The organism is Alcanivorax sp. HI0083, assembly GCF_001635175.1.
Window position 1 is genome coordinate 1 of the sequence record NZ_LWFX01000198.1, and the last position, 18422, is coordinate 18422.

The 18422-nt window shown below is 57.1% G+C and carries 17 protein-coding genes; 8 read left to right on the top strand and 9 right to left on the bottom strand.

Annotation, left to right across the window (positions count from 1 at the left end):
* Nucleotides 1-1898, top strand: a 1898-nt coding sequence (gene lon / locus A3754_RS02075; protein ID WP_063518719.1) for an endopeptidase La, incomplete at its 5' end; no start/stop codon positions are given.
* Nucleotides 1873-2562, top strand: a complete 690-nt coding sequence (locus A3754_RS02080; protein ID WP_063518720.1) for a pseudouridine synthase — start codon at nucleotides 1873-1875, stop codon at nucleotides 2560-2562. The genes lon and A3754_RS02080, both read left to right, overlap by 26 nt.
* Before the next feature lies 1 nt (nucleotide 2563).
* Here the strand turns inward: A3754_RS02080 and A3754_RS02085 are convergent, their stop codons facing one another.
* The gene (locus tag A3754_RS02085) at nucleotides 2564-2887 is read right to left on the bottom strand and encodes an SET domain-containing protein (protein ID WP_007148468.1); all 324 of its coding nucleotides are present in this window, start codon (nucleotides 2885-2887) and stop codon (nucleotides 2564-2566) included.
* 463 nt (nucleotides 2888-3350) lie between these two features.
* Between A3754_RS02085 and A3754_RS02090 the strand changes: the two genes are divergently transcribed.
* Nucleotides 3351-5012 (top strand): AarF/UbiB family protein, encoded by a 1662-nt coding sequence (locus A3754_RS02090; RefSeq protein ID WP_063518721.1) that lies wholly within the window; start codon nucleotides 3351-3353, stop codon nucleotides 5010-5012.
* Nucleotides 5013-5020: 8 nt separating this feature from the next.
* Entirely contained in the window at nucleotides 5021-5809 is a 789-nt protein-coding gene (locus A3754_RS02095; protein WP_063518722.1) for a M48 family metallopeptidase, read from the top strand.
* Between the two features lie 125 nt (nucleotides 5810-5934).
* On the opposite strand, the gene nfuA is transcribed toward A3754_RS02095, so the two are convergent.
* Nucleotides 5935-6531, bottom strand: a complete 597-nt coding sequence (gene nfuA / locus A3754_RS02100) for a Fe-S biogenesis protein NfuA (RefSeq protein WP_063518723.1) — start codon at nucleotides 6529-6531, stop codon at nucleotides 5935-5937.
* A gap of 265 nt (nucleotides 6532-6796) precedes the next feature.
* Here nfuA and A3754_RS02105 point away from each other — a divergent pair, with 265 nt between their 5' ends.
* The 3 genes from A3754_RS02105 (at nucleotide 6797) to A3754_RS02115 (ending at nucleotide 9303) form a co-directional block, all read left to right on the top strand.
* Nucleotides 6797-7042: a DUF2970 domain-containing protein gene (locus tag A3754_RS02105; protein WP_063518724.1), complete on the top strand. Its 246-nt coding sequence runs from the start codon at nucleotides 6797-6799 to the stop codon at nucleotides 7040-7042.
* A gap of 133 nt (nucleotides 7043-7175) precedes the next feature.
* The gene (locus A3754_RS02110; RefSeq protein WP_063518725.1) at nucleotides 7176-8822 is read left to right on the top strand and encodes a nitrite/sulfite reductase; all 1647 of its coding nucleotides are present in this window, start codon (nucleotides 7176-7178) and stop codon (nucleotides 8820-8822) included.
* Entirely contained in the window at nucleotides 8815-9303 is a 489-nt protein-coding gene (locus A3754_RS02115; RefSeq protein WP_063518726.1) for a DUF934 domain-containing protein, read from the top strand. The genes A3754_RS02110 and A3754_RS02115 overlap by 8 nt, the downstream gene beginning before the upstream one ends.
* Nucleotides 9304-9344: 41 nt before the next feature.
* On the opposite strand, the gene A3754_RS02120 is transcribed toward A3754_RS02115, so the two are convergent.
* The 6 genes from A3754_RS02120 to A3754_RS02145 form a co-directional block, all read right to left on the bottom strand.
* Nucleotides 9345-10301 (bottom strand): zinc transporter ZntB, encoded by a 957-nt coding sequence (locus tag A3754_RS02120; protein ID WP_063518727.1) that lies wholly within the window; start codon nucleotides 10299-10301, stop codon nucleotides 9345-9347.
* 147 nt (nucleotides 10302-10448) lie between these two features.
* The gene (locus A3754_RS02125; RefSeq protein ID WP_063518728.1) at nucleotides 10449-11438 is read right to left on the bottom strand and encodes a YhdH/YhfP family quinone oxidoreductase; all 990 of its coding nucleotides are present in this window, start codon (nucleotides 11436-11438) and stop codon (nucleotides 10449-10451) included.
* Nucleotides 11439-11473: 35 nt separating this feature from the next.
* Nucleotides 11474-12526, bottom strand: a complete 1053-nt coding sequence (sohB, locus tag A3754_RS02130) for a protease SohB (RefSeq protein WP_156496695.1) — start codon at nucleotides 12524-12526, stop codon at nucleotides 11474-11476.
* 184 nt (nucleotides 12527-12710) lie between these two features.
* Nucleotides 12711-13358, bottom strand: a complete 648-nt coding sequence (locus tag A3754_RS02135; RefSeq protein WP_063518730.1) for a hypothetical protein — start codon at nucleotides 13356-13358, stop codon at nucleotides 12711-12713.
* Nucleotides 13359-13370: 12 nt separating this feature from the next.
* The gene (gene nudC, locus A3754_RS02140; protein WP_063518731.1) at nucleotides 13371-14171 is read right to left on the bottom strand and encodes an NAD(+) diphosphatase; all 801 of its coding nucleotides are present in this window, start codon (nucleotides 14169-14171) and stop codon (nucleotides 13371-13373) included.
* Nucleotides 14172-14207: 36 nt separating this feature from the next.
* Nucleotides 14208-15887, bottom strand: a complete 1680-nt coding sequence (locus A3754_RS02145) for a hypothetical protein (RefSeq protein WP_063518732.1) — start codon at nucleotides 15885-15887, stop codon at nucleotides 14208-14210.
* 391 nt (nucleotides 15888-16278) lie between these two features.
* Here A3754_RS02145 and nhaB point away from each other — a divergent pair, with 391 nt between their 5' ends.
* Nucleotides 16279-17871 carry a sodium/proton antiporter NhaB gene (nhaB, locus tag A3754_RS02150; RefSeq protein WP_063518733.1) on the top strand — a complete coding sequence of 531 codons (1593 nt, stop codon included), beginning with the start codon at nucleotides 16279-16281 and terminating at the stop codon, nucleotides 17869-17871.
* A gap of 114 nt (nucleotides 17872-17985) precedes the next feature.
* Here the strand turns inward: nhaB and A3754_RS02155 are convergent.
* The coding region (locus tag A3754_RS02155) for an exonuclease domain-containing protein (RefSeq protein ID WP_255363104.1) at nucleotides 17986-18422 on the bottom strand (437 nt) is incomplete at its 5' end.

Genomic DNA, 18422 nt, shown 5'->3' on the forward strand with positions numbered 1-18422 from the left:
TGCCGCTCAACCCGCTGTACAACGAAGGGTTGCGCCACTACCTGCAGAATTTTTCGCCAAGCGAGCCCTCGCCGCTTACCGATTTTGCCGCCGCCCTGACCAGTGCCAACGGCGTAGAGCTACAAACCATTCTGGAAACCGTGCCGCTCAAGCCGCGCATGGAAAAAGTCCTCACTCTGGTAAAAAAGGAGCTTGAGGTTGCCCGGCTGCAAAGCGAAATTTCCGATGAGGTCAACGAGAAGGTCAGCCAGCATCAGCGCGAATTCTTTCTCCGCGAGCAACTAAAAATCATCCAGCGGGAACTGGGCCTGAGCAAGGACGATAAAACCGCCGAAGCGGACTCCTTTCGTGAACGCATGCAAGCCCTCGCCCCTCCCGAGCCGGTACAAAAACGCTTCGACGATGAATTACAGAAACTGTCCGTGCTGGAAACCGGCTCGCCAGAATACGGTGTGACCCGTAATTATCTCGACTGGCTGACCAGCGTGCCCTGGGGCCAGTACAGCGATGACAATCTGGACCTGGGCCATGCCCAAACAGTGCTCGGCGAACACCACAGCGGGCTGGATGATGTGAAAGACCGCATCATCGAGTTCCTCGCCGTGGGGGCCCTGCGGGGCGAAGTGAAGGGTTCCATCATTCTGCTGGTGGGCCCGCCCGGGGTGGGCAAAACCAGCATTGGCAAATCCATCGCCGATGCGCTGGATCGCCAGTTCTACCGCTTCAGTCTGGGCGGCATGCGTGACGAGGCGGAAATCAAGGGGCATCGGCGCACCTACATCGGCGCCATGCCCGGCAAACTGGTCCAGGCGCTGAAAGAAACCGGCACCAGCAACCCGGTGATCATGCTTGATGAAGTCGACAAGCTGGGCCAATCGTTTCAGGGCGACCCGGCTTCCGCGCTGCTGGAAGTACTCGACCCGGAGCAAAACCAGGATTTCCTGGATCACTATCTGGATGAACGTCTGGACCTGAGCCACGCCTTGTTCATCTGCACGGCCAACACCCTGGACAGCATTCCCGGCCCCCTGCTCGACCGCATGGAAGTGATCCGCCTGTCGGGTTATATCACCGAAGAAAAGGTCGCCATTGCCCGGCAACATCTGTGGCCCCGCTCCCTGGAACGGGCCGGCGTCAAGCCGGGGCAGCTGCGCATCAGCGACAGCGCCCTGCGTCATGTGGTGGAAGGCTATGCTAGAGAAGCCGGGGTGCGGAACCTGGAAAAACAGCTCAACAAGATCATCCGCAAAGCCGCAGTAAAACTGTTGGCTGGCGAGAAGAAGCTCAGCATCTCCGGCAAGAACCTGACCGATTTCCTCGGCCAACCGTATTTCCAGACAGAGAAAACCCAACGCGGCGTGGGCGTGGTTACCGGACTTGCATGGACATCCATGGGCGGCGCCACCTTGTCCATTGAAGCCAATCAGGTACACAGCAAGCAACGGGGATTCAAGCTGACCGGGCAACTGGGCGACGTGATGAAAGAATCCGCCGAGATCGCCTACAGTTACGTGGCGAGTAATCTGGCGCAGTTTTCCCTGGATCCGGCGCAGCTCGATGAGGCCTTCCTGCACCTGCATGTACCTGAAGGGGCTACGCCCAAAGATGGGCCCAGTGCCGGCGTCACCATGGCCACCGCCCTGCTCTCGTTGCTGATGAAAAAACGGGTACCGCGCAAGGTTGCCATGACCGGGGAGCTGACCCTCACCGGTCAAATATTGGCGGTTGGCGGCATCCGCGAAAAAGTCATTGCGGCACGCCGCGTGGGGATCAAGGAAGTGATTCTTCCGGAGGCCTGCCGTCGGGATTTTGATGAACTGCCCGACTACTTGAAACAGGGACTCACCGTCCACTTTGCCGAACAGTACAGCGATGTCTTCCACATCCTCTGGGGCTGACAATGCGTCCTACTACATTGTCCCCCTGTGCCACGAGCGCGTGGGGACGGTGTATCGGGATGCCCACATTCTGCTGATCAACAAACCCGCATACCTGTTAAGCGTTCCTGGCCGTGCGCCGGAGAACAAGGATTGCGCGGTCCGCCGCTTGCAGGCCCAGTATGCAGACATTCGCCTGGTACATCGTTTGGACCTAGATACCTCGGGGATCATGGTGTTTGCTCTCACCGCCCAGGCGCAAAGCAGACTGAGCCGGCTATTCCAGCTTCGCACGGTGCAAAAACGCTATCAGGCCGTTGTGCATGGTCTTGTGGAGCACGACAGCGGCAGTATCGACCTGCCGTTGATTGCGGACTGGCCAAACCGCCCCTTGCAGAAGGTCTGCCACGAAACCGGTAAAAACGCCTTAACTCACTACCGGGTGCTGGAGCGGGACATTCCCGGCAACCGGACCCGGTTGCTGCTCAGTCCCGTCACCGGTCGCAGCCACCAGCTGCGCATTCATTGTCGCGAGCTTGGCCACCCGATCATCGGCTGCGACATGTATGCCCCACCCGAAATCGAAGCCCTCAGCCCGCGCCTGCTGCTGCACGCCGAATGGCTCGCGTTCAATCACCCCGTCACAGGCCTGTGGCAGGAATTCACTTCCCGCTGCCCATTCTAGTTCAGGTCCACTCTTCGCCGTAATCGTGAAACAGCTCGTCACCGGCCTTGATTTTCTTCAGCGCCACCACCGTCAAATCATCATAATAGGCAACATTGGCGCGCTTGTTATGATTGATGAAACGTAAATCGCACAACACCCGATAGCGCTCCTCGCCCTCATCATCCAGCCACAACACATAAGGGCCGCTACCCTTTGCAGGCTTAACCTTGCACTGCCCCAATTCGGTATTGCGGGCGATATCCCGGCTGGCAAAAAGCCCCCGGCCGTGGACCTCACTGTTGCGGACTTCAACCAGATCATCGCGTAAATAGTGTTCAGACATGTTTGCGCTTTACCTTGGGAACCTCTGAATAACTCCTTGCGTACTCAGCGTGGCCTGAAGCGTGCAGCTGTTGAGTCTTGTCTTGACGGACAGGGTGGCTCCCTTTCCTAAAGGCAAGGCGCAGCAGATGTGCGCTTCAGGCCACGCCCTCCGGGTCTTCCAGGCTGGCCCGCACTCGTCGTTGCGTTTTTTCGATGGATGGACATATCTCGATCCCAGTTAGGGGACACCTTCAAAATCGCGCCTAGATTGCGAGCCAGCCTGAAAGACTGAGCATGCAAGGAGTTATTCAGAGGTTCCCTTGCAGTGATTACCATGGCATCTTGCCAGAAAACCGATAATGCTGTTAATAGCCGGTTAAGGCCCCTTAACGGCCCAGGCAGACGTTTTACCGGCCACTTGTTGCAACCTTGCGACAACGCCTTCGAACGGGCATCACAGCCCAGCCTACAGGGACAATGTTGTGAACCTTTTGCACACAGGCAAAGATCTACTGCGCATGAATGAACTGGCGGCAATCCTGCTCAAATACGGGTTTGCGGACGTGATTCGGCGACTGGGGCTTTCCACCCCGGTAGAGCATGCGGGGAAGCTGGTTCGTAGCAGCATGAAGCCGGATATGTTGCGCATGGGCACTGCTGAACGCCTGCGCCATGCCATGGAGGAAATGGGCCCCACCTTCGTCAAGCTTGGTCAGGTGCTGGCAACCCGCGTGGACATGTTCCCCATGGACTGGATTGCCGAATTCGAGAAGCTGCAGGACCAGGCCCAGGCGGTACCATTCGATTCGCTCAAGGCTGACATTGAGGCCTCGCTGGGAAAACCTGTCGACAGCCTCTTTGCCCGCATAGATCCGGAGCCGATCGGTGTGGCTTCCATCGGCCAGGTGCATAGCGCACTGACTCGCCGTGGTCAGAAAGTGGTGTTGAAAGTTCAGAAACCCGGCATCCGTGACAAAATTGATTCGGACCTGCGTTTACTCGACCAGCTGGCCAAACTGGCCGCCGACAATTCCGTTGAATTGCGGCGCTACCGGCCTGTAGAACTGGTACGCGAATTCAAGCGGTCGCTCACCCGGGAACTGGATTTCACCATTGAAGCGCGCAACGCAGACCGTATCCGTAAGAACCTGCGACAGTTCAAGTGGCTGCAGATTCCCAAAGTATATTGGGACCTTTCATCTCCTACCGTGCAGGTGCAGCAGCATATCGAAGGCATTCCGGCAAAAGCCGTGGAGCGGCTCGATGACGCCGGGCTGGACCGGGAATTAATCGCACGCCGAGGTGCTCTGGCCGCCTGGAAAATGGCTCTGGAGGACGGCTTTTTCCATGCCGATCCGCACCCCGGCAACTTTATCATCATGTCGGGAAACCGCATTGCCATGCTGGATTTCGGCATGGTCGGCAAACTCAGCCACAGCCGCCGCGAGCAGATTCTGCAGATTACCCGCGCCGTGGTGCTGCGTGAGGCCGAGCAATGCGCCGGTGTACTGTCTGGCTGGTCCGACGGGCAACCCATCAAGTTCGACCAGCTTGTGTCCGACGTGGAAGACGTGATTAGCCAGTACCACGGCGTGTCCATTTCCCAGCTGGATATCACCGCCCTGCTCAATGACATCACCGCGCTGGTACGCAATCACAACCTGGTATTGCCCAGCGATATTGCGCTGTTTATCAAGGCCATCATTACCCTGGAAGGTTTTGGCCGACTACTGAACCCGCAATTCGACCTGATGAGTGAGGCCGAGCCGCTACTCAAGCGAATGATCCGCACACGCTATTCCCCGGTTCGCCTGGCAAAGAGCCTGAGCCTGCGAGCGCTCGATGTGGTCGACAAGGTCTATGCGCCGCCCCCCGTACCGGGCCAGGCCGCTCCCGGTGAGGCAGGCATTGATCCTCGTCATCTGGAACGGCTGATCACACGGATTGAACGCGGTCAGTACAGACAGGTCCAAACCCTGCTGGTAACCGGTGGATTACTGGCCGGCGCCATCATGTTGAGCGGCCGAGTGCCCCCTGCCCCTTGGGGAATCTCGGTGTTTGGCTTTATTATCTTTCTCTCAAGTGCCGGCTGGGCTGGCTGGCTAATGTTCGTGTCCCGACGTTTCCTTCGGGAATGGGAGTAAAATAGACAATGACGTTGCGTAAATTTCTCACCCTTGGCGTGCTTGCTGGCAGCCTCGCCGCCTGTGCCACCTCTCCACTGGGTCGCCAGCAGTTTCTGTTGCTGCCCGCGGACCAGATGGATGAAATGGGTGTCACCGCCTATTCCCAGATGAAAGATGAAAAACCGCTGAGCAGCAGCCAGCAGCAGACGGCTTATGTCCGCTGTGTGACCACGGCGATCACTGCCACCCTGGATGGCTCCCAGCAATGGGAAGTCAACCTCTTCCAGGACGACAGCGCCAATGCGTTTGCCCTGCCAGGCGGCAAGATCGGAGTGAACACGGGCTTGCTGAAAGTGGCCAACAACCAGAGTCAGCTCGCCACAGTGATTGGCCATGAAATCGGCCATGTGCAGGCACAACACTCCAATGAGCGCATGTCACTTCAATACGCCACCCAGAGCGGCATGCAGGTACTTGGCGCGCTTGCGGGAGAGGACAGCGCCACCAAACAAGGCGTATTGGCCGCGCTTGGCGTTGGCGCCGAATATGGGCTGGCACTGCCTTTCAGCCGCAAACATGAAGCCGAGGCCGATATCATAGGTCTGCAACTGATGGCACAGGCCGGCTTTGATCCGCGTCAGAGTGTATCTCTGTGGCAGAACATGAACGCGGCCAACGGCAACGAGCCGCCTGAATTCATGTCCACTCACCCCTCCAATAGCACCCGTATCAATGGGCTGCAGGCACGCATCCCGGAGGTTATGCCGCTGTATAACCAGGCGAAAGCCGCAGGCCGAAACCCGCAGTGTGGGTAAAGAATAGCTGCGAACGGCGAGCTGCCAGCAACGAGTAAAAAAACAAGATCCATAAAAGCAAAAAACGCAGCCCAAGGCTGCGTTTTTTGCTTTTCTAGAAGCTAGATACTAGAAGCTCATAGCCGTTAGCTGTAATACGCGTTGTCGGTCACCGAGTGGTCCGTCTTGTCCCGCACACCGGCCAGCTCTGGAATCCGCTCCTGCAGGGTTTTCTCTACCCCGTCGCGCAGCGTCACATCCACCACAGAACAGCCCTGGCAGCCGCCGCCGAATTCCAGCACGGCCACGTTGTCCTCGGTCAGTTCCAGCAGCTGCACACTGCCGCCATGGGCGGCCAGGTTCGGGTTGATCTCGGCGTACAGTACGTAGTTGATCTTTTCTTCGATGGTGGCATCTTCGCTGATATCCGGCACACGGGACTTGGGTGCACGGAACGTCAGCTGGCCTCCCATGCTGTCTTTCTTGTAGTCGATAACCGCGTCTTCTAGATAGCGAACGCTCTTACCCTCGATCCAGGCATGGAATCCTTCATAGTCATAGCGAACATCACTTTCTTCCTGTTCGCCCTCCGGGCAATAGGCCATACAGCATTCCGCATGCGGGGTGCCTGGGCGCTCGACAAAGATACGCACACCAATCTCGGCCTGATCCTGCTTGCTCAGCAAGTCACGCAAGTAATCCTGGGCGGTTTCGGTAATGTCGATCAACTGCTCTGCCATCATGATTCCTGGTCGGTATGAATGAACCCATACGCAATAAACAGCGTAAGAGGTAAAAGCGGCGGTGGACGCCGACCTCATTTCCTGACTATTTTAGTCAGGTACTCACCAGTTGCAATGGCGACGCCACACACTCAATTCAAGTCTGCCTGCATGATGCTGTCGCCAGGCCGCTCGCAGGGGTACAATATGCCCCCCCGGTGACGCGTGTGTGTTATACGCGGCCGGCATCCAACGTTTAGCCTTCAGCCAAAACACAGGATTACCCATGTCAGACCAACACCCCTCACAGGATCAGGCTCACGAGCCCGATGACGGCAAGCCCACACTCTGGCAGACGATTCACAGCATTCTGGCCGGCCTTCTCGGCGTGCAAAGCAGCAAAAACCGGGAACGCGACTTTACCAAGGGCGATGCGGGCAACTTTATCGGCGTGTATGTGGTGCTGGTTTTGGCACTGGTGATCGGCATGGTGGTGACCGTGAATCTGGTGCTGGATGCCGCAGCTAAATAGCCCTACGTAATAGAGATATGCCAAGATATTTCTTTTCACTATAAGGGCGCTTTGCTAGAGTGCCGCTCTGCTCCCTCCGGGAGCGACGCTTACCTATTGAATTTTAAGCATTTAAGGACGGTGATACAGTCCCATGTACGTCTATCAGGAATACGATCAACGGTTGCTGGAGGAGCGGGTGGCGCAGTATCGCGACCAGACCCGCCGTTTTCTCGCCAATGAGCTCAGCGAAGACGAGTTTCTGGCACTTCGCCTGCAGAATGGCCTCTACATTCAGCGTTATGCGCCCATGCTGCGTATTTCCGTTCCTTATGGCCTGTTGGCAAGTCGCCAACTGCGTCGTCTGGCGCACATCGTGCGGACCTACGACAAGGGGTTCTGCCATGTCAGCACCCGCCAGAACATTCAGCTGAACTGGCCTTCGGTTGAAGAAGTGCCGGACATTCTGGCGGAACTGGCCGACGTACAAATGCATGCCATTCAAACCAGTGGCAACTGCATCCGTAATATCACCACCGACGAATTCGCAGGCGTTAATCCCAAAGAGATTGAAGACCCGCGCCCCTGGTGCGAGATCATTCGCCAGTGGTCCACCTTCAATCCGGAATTCGCCTATCTGCCCCGTAAATTCAAGATTGCCGTGAACGCTGTACCCGACGCCGATCCGGCCTTGATCGGCGTGCACGATATCGGTGTGCAACTGGTCCACGGTGCCAACGGCGAAACCGGCTTCCAGGTATGGGCTGGCGGCGGCCTGGGCCGCACCCCCATGACCGGTGCCATAATCGGTGAATTTGTTCCGTGGCAGGACCTGCTGGCTTACCTTGAGTCTATTTTGCGGGTTTACAACAAGTACGGTAACCGCGACAACAAGTACAAGGCTCGCATCAAGATTTTGGTGAAAGCCTTGGGCGCTGAGAAATACCGCGAACTGGTGGAACAGGAATTCGCCGAGCTGAAAGGCGGCGAGATGACCCTGACCGCCGAAGAAGTAGCTCGTATCAAGGGCTGCTTCACCGACCCGGATTACCAAAGCGTCGATACGGCCGCGCTGGATGCCAAGCTGGCCGAAGACAAGGCCTTTAGCCGCTGGTTCCACACCAATACCCGCGCCCACAAACAGGCCGGTTATCGTGCCGTTACCCTGACACTCAAACGCACCGGCCGCGTCCCTGGTGATATCAGTGACGAGCAGCTGGAGGCCGTGGCCGATCTGGCTGACAAATACAGCTTTGGCGAGCTTCGCAACAGCCACCAACAGAACATGGTGCTGTCCGACGTGGCCGCCAACGACTTGTATGATCTATGGAAAGCGCTGGATGCACTGGGTTTTGCCACACCGAACCTGGGCCTGCTCACCGACATCGTGGCCTGCCCCGGTGGCGATCTGTGTGCGCTGGCAAACGCAAAATCCATCCCTGTTGCTGAATCCATTCAACGCCGTTTCGACGACATGGACTATGTCCACGATCTGGGCCCGTTGGACCTGAACATTTCCGGCTGCATGAATGCCTGTGGTCACCACCATATCGGCCACATCGGCATCCTGGGTGTCGACAAGAAAGGCAAGGAATTCTACCAGGTCACGCTGGGCGGCCGCGGCGACAAGCTGTCCCGTGTGGGCGAGAAAATGGGCCCGTCCTTCGAGTCCGAAGAAATCACCGATGTGGTAGAAAAAATCATCAAGTTCTATGTGGAAAAACGCCTCGAAAACGAGCCGTTTATCGACACCTACGAGCGTATTGGCATGGACCCGTTCAAGGAGCGCATCTATGGGTAAGGTAATCATTGATGGCGCCATCGTGGATAACCAGTGGCAACGCCTTGAGGGTGAGGCGCTGGAAGCTGAGCTGCCTTCCGGCAAGATCATTGTGCCGCTGGCCTACTGGCAGGCACACCGTGATGCCCTGCTCAACCGTGGTGATGTGGCCGTGTGGCTGGCGCCGGGCGAAGAACCGAAAGACCTGGAAGACGACCTGGCCGCCCTGCCCTTGGTCGCCATCCATTTCCCGGCATTCAAGGACGGCCGCGGCTATTCCTACGCTCGGGAGCTCCGTACCCGCTACGGCTTTAAAGGTGAAGTGAGAGCCACCGGTGACGTACTCCGTGACCAGCTTTTCTACATGACCCGTTGCGGCTTCAACGCGTTTGAAGTGCGTGAAGATCGCAGCATCGAAGAAGCACTTGAAGGCCTGAACGACTTCAGCGTCACCTACCAGGGTGACGTGAACGAACCACGCCCTCTCTATCGGCGCGGCTAGTCTTCAAAAAGCCTTCGTTCCGGGAAAACGCCGCTGTCGCATTAAAGCCAGCGGCGTTTTCGCATCCATACCAGTACCCCCACACTGACTACACCAATTCCCGCCATAAACCACCAGAACCCCGCAGGATCTTCAACACCTGGCAGGCCTCCCACATTGATCCCGAACAGCCCGGTAAGAAAACCCAACGGGAGAAACAACGCCGAGATCATCGCCAGTAGATACATGCGGTCGTTGATAGCTTCGTTTTGTACCGAGAAAACCTCCTCCTGCAACAAGGTGGCATGCTCACGGGCCGCATCCAGATCTTCCAGCAGACGCTGCAAGCGATCACCGGCCTCACGAAGCAACAAGGCATCGCCACCGGTGAACATGGTTTCGTTCTGCAACCGGGCCAACGCTTCACGCTGCGGCGCAAAAAAACGTCGCAACGTAATAGAGCGACGACGAATCTGGCTGAGACGTGGAGTCAGACTAATGGTCGGCGTCTCCTCAATGGACAATGCACAGTCCTCCACCTCGGATTCCAGATTTTCGATCACGTCTTCCATTCGCCAGATCAGCTGATCCACAAGCCGTGCGACCAGGCCCGGGATACCGACAGCGCCCTCACCAGCATCCAGCTCTTCTTGCACCGTCACCAGCGACAGCAATGTCCGTTTCTGGGTGCTGATCATGCCTTGGGGGCCGACCCACAATCGCAGGGCAATCATGTCTTCAGGGCGCGCTCCAGGGTGGAGGTTCACCCCGCGCAGATACACCAGCAGACCACCCGCCACCTCCGTGGCACGAGGCCGCGTTTCCATGGCGGTGAGCGCCGAAATCACCACCGGCGGAATGGATTGCCGCTCAAGCCACTGCTGACTCTGCGGCTGGGTATAATCCAGGTGCACCCAATATGGAGAGGTTTCGGTTAACGGCACCTGCGCATCAAACGCACTAGCCCCGCCCTGCCCATCCAGGCTCAGGGCTATTTTCAACCAGTGAGACTCGTTCATAAGCGTCCTTTACACTCAAAACTACATCACATCCTGTTACCCTAAACAGCATGCTTTAGCTGACAAAAGTGCACAAATAAAAAAGCGCGGATAAACCGCGCTTTTTACCTTTTGCCAGCTCTGTTTAAGCTCGGAGGCCTGCTATTGTCATGGCAGTTTCACTACAACTCGCCCGCGAACCCCGCCTGCCAGAATACGATCTATCCAATCGGTCACACCAGCAAGATCCGTTTCTGCAGCCTCCAGCAGCGCAAGCTCTCTCGGCATCCACTCATCAGCCAATAGCTGCCACATTTGCTGTTTGATCTCGCAGGGCAACTCAACACTATCCACCCCCAGCAAGTTGACGCCACGCAGAATGAACGGAAATACCGTCATCTCCAGTTTGGGTGATCCAGCCAGCCCGCAGCATGTCGCACTGCCACCATACTTGAGGCCCTTGAGGGCAGCGGCAAGCATCTCACCACCGACGCAATCCACCGCACCAGCCCATTGCTCTTTAGCCATCGGCTTGACCGCGCTTTCCAGAAACGCCTCACGGTCAATAATCCGCGCGGCGCCAAGAGCCGCCAGCCATTCACTGACATCCGTTTTACCGCTGACGGCGACCACCTCAAACCCCAGCTTGGCCAGAATCGCCACGCAGACACTGCCTACGCCGCCAGTAGCGCCAGTCACCAGCACCGGACCCTGATCCGGGTTAACACCCGTGTCGAGTAGCGATTCCACACTCAGTGCCGCAGTCAAGCCTGCGGTACCCAAGAGCATGGCATCACGAGGCGCCAGGCCATCCGGTAGAGGCACCAACCATTCCGCAGGCACGCGGATATATTCCGCATAGCCACCATCGGTGTTCATGCCCAGATCATAGCCGGTGCAAATCACTGCATCGCCCACGCTGAACGGGCCATCACTGGCCTCTTCAACCACACCCACGGCATCAATACCCGGCGTGTGGGGAAACTTGCGGGTGACGCCCTTGTTGCCGGTGGCCGACAGCGCGTCCTTATAGTTCAGGGATGACCACTGAACTCGTACCAATACACCGCCTTCACCCAGTTCACTCAGTTCGCGCTCTACCAGCGAGTTGGTATAGCCGGTATCCGTTTCGCGGGTTTGTAATGCCTGAAAACTCATGGGCCACTCCTCTGCGGTGCTCGGTATAAATAAAATTAATGGATCTGGCGCTGGCTACCACGGTGCCAGAATTTTTCCAGCACCCGATGCAAGGTTGCTTCCAGCGAGAATCCCAGCCTCTCGCCCAGCTTGCGCTTCGCTTCCCACTCGACCTGGTAGAGAGTCTGGCTGTCTTTGCGAAGTTGTAACAGCTCATCGCTGGTCATGATTTCATCAACAAGACCCAGCTCCTTTGCCTGGCTACCGAACCAGTGCTCGCCGGTGGCAACCTTGTCCAGGTCCAGCCCACGGCGGTTATCGCGCACGAAGCTTTTAAACAACTGATGGGTATCTTCCAGCTCTTCCTGGAACTTGGCCCTGCCTTTCTCGGTATTTTCACCCAGCATGGTCATGGTGCGCTTGTACTCACCGGCGGTCATCAACTCCACATCAATATCATTTTTCTTGAGTAGGCGATGAAAGTTCGGAATCTGCGCGACCACACCAATGGAGCCAATAATCGCAAAAGGCGCGGCGACAATACGATCAGCAATACACGCCATCATATAACCCCCGCTGGCGGCCACCTGATCCACCGCAATGGTCAACTTGATGCCCTGATTACGGATACGGCGCAGTTGCGAGGACGCCAGCCCATAGCTGTGCACCAGCCCACCCGGACTTTCCAGGCGAACCAGCACTTCGTCATCCTGGCTGGCGACCTGCAAAATGGCGGTAATTTCACGGCGAAGGTGATCCACGCCACTGGCCTGAACGTCGCCGTTGAAATCAAGCACAAACAGGCGCGGCAGGGTCTTGTCTTCGGTACCGGCTTTCTTTTTCTGCTTGGCTTCCAGCTTTTCCTGTTTGCGTTTGGCTTTATCAGCCTTCTTACGCTGAGCCTCCGGAATGATTTCCCTTTCCAGGGACTCCTTAAGATCGTCGAACTCATCATTGAGATGGCGGACTTTCAACTCGCCATCCTGGTCGCCCTTGCCCCGGTTACGCGACGCTGCTGCCGCAATGCCGCCCAAAATAAACAAAATCGCCACTACCAGGGTGGCGACTTTGGCCAGAAACATGCCGTATTCCATTAAAAACGCGATCACTGTTTATCTACTCTCCAGGGGATCCGGCGCGCGGCGCCAGTCAATTCAGGGAACTCAAACTCCCGCTGATTCTACATAAGCCAGAGCCATTGGGGTAATCAAGGGAGGACAAAGATCGGGCAGCGCAGCGCGTGCCAAGACAGGAAACACGCCAGCGGAGCATCCCCGCTGGCGGTATGGAGGATCAGTCCCAACCAGAAATGGCTTGCTGGGCACTGCCGTTCATAGGACGGGCCACCAGCCCGGTGGGCCCCACGTTGACTTGAAACAAGGCGCCATCGGCCATGGGCAGGTAAGCTGCGCTACCGTAGCGGGCATCAATAATCAGGCTCCAGCCTTCCTTTGCCAACAACCACACATCCAGGCCAACCGGGTCGCGGTGCAGGCTGTAGACCGTGCGGTCGCGGGAGCGCTCATCTTCCAGCGCATAATAGCGGCCCTGGATACGATCCAGTTGATAGCCCGGCTTCAAACCAAGCAAACTGAACGGCATCTTCCACTTGATGATCCGCGCATCCAGTTGCCACTGATCCCCTTTCAACCGGAAGTCCTCAGCACTCCCGTCCGTGCGGGTGACCGTGGCAATGAAGGATTGCTCACCGGATTCACGGAAACTGACCGTAGCCACCGAGACCTCCTGGGCATATTCCTTGTAGCCGTAAAGATTCAGCGCAAAAACGCTCATGTAGCCAGCCACTAACAGTAACAGCAGCCCTGCGGTGCCTTTCAGCCACTGCACCACCCACTTTTGGCGCAGCAATATCCAGGCGCCCAACAAGACGAACAGGAGACTGAAAGCGATAAGCACCAAGGGTGCCAAGGTGTAATTCATGCTCAAATCCTTCTAGAAACGCGCGATCCATTGATCTATCAGTGAACGGGCAATACTGCCCGGCGGCGGCACCATGGGAAGATCCTGATAATGAAACCAGGCGGCATCAACGATTTCGTCGTCATCAATGCGAATTTCTCCGCCCGCATATTCCGCCATGAATCCCAGCATCAGGGAATGGGGAAACGGCCACGACTGACTGTTCAGGTACTCCAGGTTCTTTACTGAAATACCACTTTCTTCCATAACCTCCCGCGCCAGCGCCTGCTCTGCGGTTTCGCCCGCTTCCATAAACCCGGCAAGGCAGGAATAAAACCCCTCGGGAAAACGGGCAGACCGCCCCAGCAGCGCGTGCTCACCCTTGGTGACCAGGGTAATGATGCAGGGAGTGATTCGTGGGTACTGGAAATAACCGCAACCGGCGCAGGTCATCGCCAGGTCACGGGGATGCGGTTCGGTGGGAGAGCCGCAACGACTACAAAAACGGTGATTCTGGCGCCAGCTCAAAAACTGCAGGGCCCGGCTGGCCATGGAAAATTCGGCATCACTGAGCGTGGCCCCGATCAGGCGGCGCAGTGGCACACGTTGTAGCTGACCATCATCGAATTCATGACGGGAGAGTTCGCAGACATAGCAGGGCTGACCGGAAAGAAAACCCAAAAAATGGTAATCCGGGTGTTGGCGAAGCCACTTGGCTGGCAGTTCCGGGAACTGCCAGCCCGCCTGGGTAGAAATGAGCACATCCTGATCATGGATGACATAACAGCGGGCGCTATCAGCGTCCTGGGGTTCCGGGCTGGAAAGATCAATCATGGCTGTCTCATGCGACGTTGTTCATGCGGCGTAGACTCAGGCGACTTTCGACACCGGAAAGCCTAATGCATTCATGCTTTCCTCAGCCACCTCCAGCACGCCATCACCAATGGGTTTCTGCTCTTCCATGCTTTCCAGGTAGTAATCCACCCCGGTCAGCGCATCAGCCAGGGTTTCCATGTTTTCCCGGGTCGGCACCTGATCACCGCTTAGCAGCCGGTTGCTGATGTATTTATGGCATGCCTCGGTAACGGCCTTGGCACGATCCAGTTCCAGGAACATCAGGCCACCCGCAATCGAGGCGAACGTGCCTGGCAGGTTGGACAGATGCATGGCATCCCAGTTGTTATCCATGAACGAGGAGATGGAGCGCTTGGCCAATGCCAGGCCGGCGCGGCACTCGCCCACCACCGTCATGCGAGCGTCATCCAGTTGATACAGGGAAATATTGGTGTTGTTGGCAGTGCGGTGGACATCATCTTCCGGGCTGATACTACGCTCCAGGCCCGCCACCACGTTTTCCACGATCAGCAGGTCATCGACCAGCCCATGAAAAGCCTCTCCTTCCACATTCTGATCTGGGGCCCATTTCGACACTTCCCGGGCGCGCAATTTGATTGCCCGGGATTCGTCATCCTTGTTGATCATGTCCAGGGTACTGCCCAGGCGATTCAGGCTGGCAGCAACCGACTGGTAATTGGTGTCGGCAACGCCCTGGGAAGCCAAATCCAGGCTTTCCTTCAAATCCGCAATTTCATCGCGCATGGCCGTGGCCACAGAACGAATCACCGAGCCGCTGGCACCGGTCATCAATGCCAGCTCACGCTGCAATACGGTGTCACTAACCTCGGACTTCAGACCAAAAGCCTGCTTCACATCGCCAATGGTGCCGCTATCTTCAGCGGATAGCGAAACGATAAACAGACTTTCCTTGATCAACAGCAGTGGCGCCTCTTCCGTCACCGCCTGGTCACCATCGTAAACCAGTTTTTTGAGCTGACGATCGAATTGGGATAGCAGGGCTTTACGAGCAGGCGTAATCGCCATCTGGTCGCAGTACATGGCTGTCAGTACGGCCTGGGCCACCCACAGAAAGCGGCTTAGACCGCATTGACCAGCCGCACGATCCAGGCGCACCAGCGCCCGGGCCATCAACTTGAGATTAGTGGCATTGCCTTGCCCACGCAGAACCCCCAGCAACCCGACCTGGTACATATGCCGCAGGCGACGGGACAGGTCTGACAGTTCGCTAACCGATAGCTCTCGCTGGGGAGCTTCAGGTGCACGCTGACGGGACAGGTCGGCACTAAAGAAATGGCTCTCCTGAATCAGGCCTTTTCCACCGGAGCGCCGCAGTTCATTAATCCCACCAATCAGCAAGGCAGGAAGTGTGCGGTTTTTCAGCTGCACATAGTCAAAATAACGGGTCAGCAGGACAATCGCATTACTCAACGCCTGGATGCGGGCCTCAGACACTTTTTCCTGTAGCTCCCGAGCGGCCAGCGCCATTTCTTCACTCATTAAAGCTGCTGCAGGCAGCTCAACCACCTGGCAGATACCGCGGAGTTGCTGAAAGGCTTGCGCGCAATGCTGCAACTCATCCTGGCGGCTATGGTCGTCCGAAAACGCTTCAAGCTGGTTTTCAGCTTCCGTCAGGGTGGTATCTATCGCTTCCTTGAGAAAAGTCAGGGAGGTGGTGTTTGTTATGGCAACCATGGACTCTCCGCAAGCACCAAACTGTTATTATCATCGGGTTCGTTCGTTAGGCGCGCAAACCCCCGGATACACCCGCAATCGTCAAAACAGGATTGTAAAACAAGGCGCATCAACTTTTGCACGTCATCAAAGACTGCGTCAACTTTCATTTGTAAGCAACTGATTTATTGATGATTTGTTAACCTGCCCACACTCCTCCCCGTGGCCAGACACGGTTTCGCGTTACGTGCGCCAACCGGCTGCGTCAATCCCTCCATTGATCCAGGGCAAATTGCCACCCCTTTGCACTGTACTGGGGCAAGCCAAGTCCTTATCATTGCCGCGCCCGAGTTTGGCGTGCTTCATCCGAGCTGGGCGCCCTTTCCCATTTGCCGTTCAGCAGGAACTCGTCATGTCAGCCACGCTAGGCCGCGCCTTTATTCAGAACTTCCTGGGGCAGGCCCCCGCCTGGTACAAATACACCATCGTTGCCTTCCTGCTGATCAACCCCCTGGTGGCCCTGGCCCTGGGCCCGGTGACGGCGGGCTGGCTGCTGCTGGCCGAGTTCATTTTCACCCTGGCCATGGCGCTCAAGTGCTACCCCCTGCAACCCGGCGGCCTGCTGGCCATTGAAGCGGTCATGATCGGCCTCACCTCCGCTGATACCGTGCTGCACAAGGTGGTGGGCAATATCGAGGTGATGTTGCTGTTGATCTTCATGGTTGCCGGGATTTTCTTCCTCAAAGATCTGCTGCTGTTCATGTTCACCCGTCTGCTGCTGGGCGTGAAATCCAAAGTGACGCTGAGTCTGCTGTTCTGTGCGGCCGCTGCCCTGCTCTCCGCCTTTCTTGACGCGCTAACGGTTACCGCCGTGGTCATTGCCGTATGCACCGGCTTTTATGGCATTTACCACAAGGTAGCCTCCGGCAAGACGTTCCAGCAGAAACACGACCACGGTGACGACACCGCCGTGGAAGAGCTGCACCGCGAAGACCTGCGTCGCTTCCGCTCATTTCTGCGCAGCCTGCTGATGCACGCGGCGGTGGGCACCGCACTGGGCGGCGTTTGCACCCTGGTAGGCGAACCCCAAAACCTGTTGATTGCCAACAAGGCGGGCTGGGAATTCGGCGAATTCTTCCTGCGTATGGCCCCAATTACCCTGCCGGTGCTGGCAATGGGTCTACTGACCTGCATCTTTCTGGAAATCAGCGGCAGCTTTGGTTACGGCGAAGACATTCCTGAGAAAGTGCGTGGAATCATGCGTCAGTACGCCCTGGAACAGGACCGTAAGCGCACCCCGCAAAACCGGGCGGCACTGGTGATTCAAGCCATCACAGCCGTGTGGCTGGTGATCGGTCTGGCCACCCACGCCGCTTCTGTGGGCCTGGTAGGGCTCACCGTCATCATTCTGGCCACCTCCTTCACCGGGATTATCGAAGAACATCGCCTGGGAGCAGCCTTTGAAGAGGCCCTGCCGTTCACGGCCCTGCTCACCGTGTTTTTCGCCGTGGTGGCGGTCATTGCCGACCAACAGCTTTTCGCGCCGGTTATTGAATATGTGCTGACCCTGGACAAACACGTTCAAGGCCCCGCCTTCTACATGGCCAATGGTGTATTGTCGGCAGTCTCTGACAACGTCTTTGTAGCCACGGTATATGTGGATGAAGTCGGGCAGGCCCTGCTGAAGAGTGAGATTGACCGGGATACATTCGATCTGCTGGCCGTCGCCATTAACACTGGCACCAACATCCCGTCTGTGGCCACCCCTAACGGTCAGGCAGCCTTCCTGTTCCTGCTCACCTCGGCACTGGCGCCATTGGTGCGGTTATCCTATGGGCGCATGGTGGTCATGGCTTTGCCGTACACTATTGTGATGTCGATTACCGGCCTGATCATGACGGCCACCGCGCTAGAACCTGCCACTAACTACATGTACGAGAATGGCTGGATTCAGCACCACCAGGTGGACGACCTGCAGGAAACACCGGTCATCCCGGGACACTGATTTGCCCCGGCTTGCCGGTGTAAAGAGGTGGAAATCGCGAAGCTAGAGGGCAGGAGCCCAGAAAATGCCACGCTAGCGGCATGGCCTGTTAATACAATGCTGTTGTTGTAACTGCTACTGCAGTGGCGTGTCATCCTCTGTCAGGCTCTGCCACACGGTAGGCCCACCATTCTTGCCCGCAATGGCGGTCAGCTTGTCGTTGTGGCGCTGTATCTCAGTTTCACTGGGACGAACGACGGCAAGCGCCGGGCGGTCTGCACTCAAACGTCTGATCGCTTCTGCAGTGGCATCACCTCCCTGTTCACTGCCATCGTTCCCGCCCAGAGACAGGCGGGTCTGCCCGCCGGTCATGGCCAGATAAACGTCCGCCAGAATTTCAGCATCCAGCAAGGCGCCGTGCAGTTCACGGTGGCCGTTTTCCACGAAATACCGACGGCACAACGCATCCAGGTTATTTTTCTGTCCCGGATGTTTCTGGCGAGCCATCACCAAGGTATCCAGGACCCCACAACGCTGTTCGATGGTCCCGTACCGGGCGCCAAGCCGGCGCA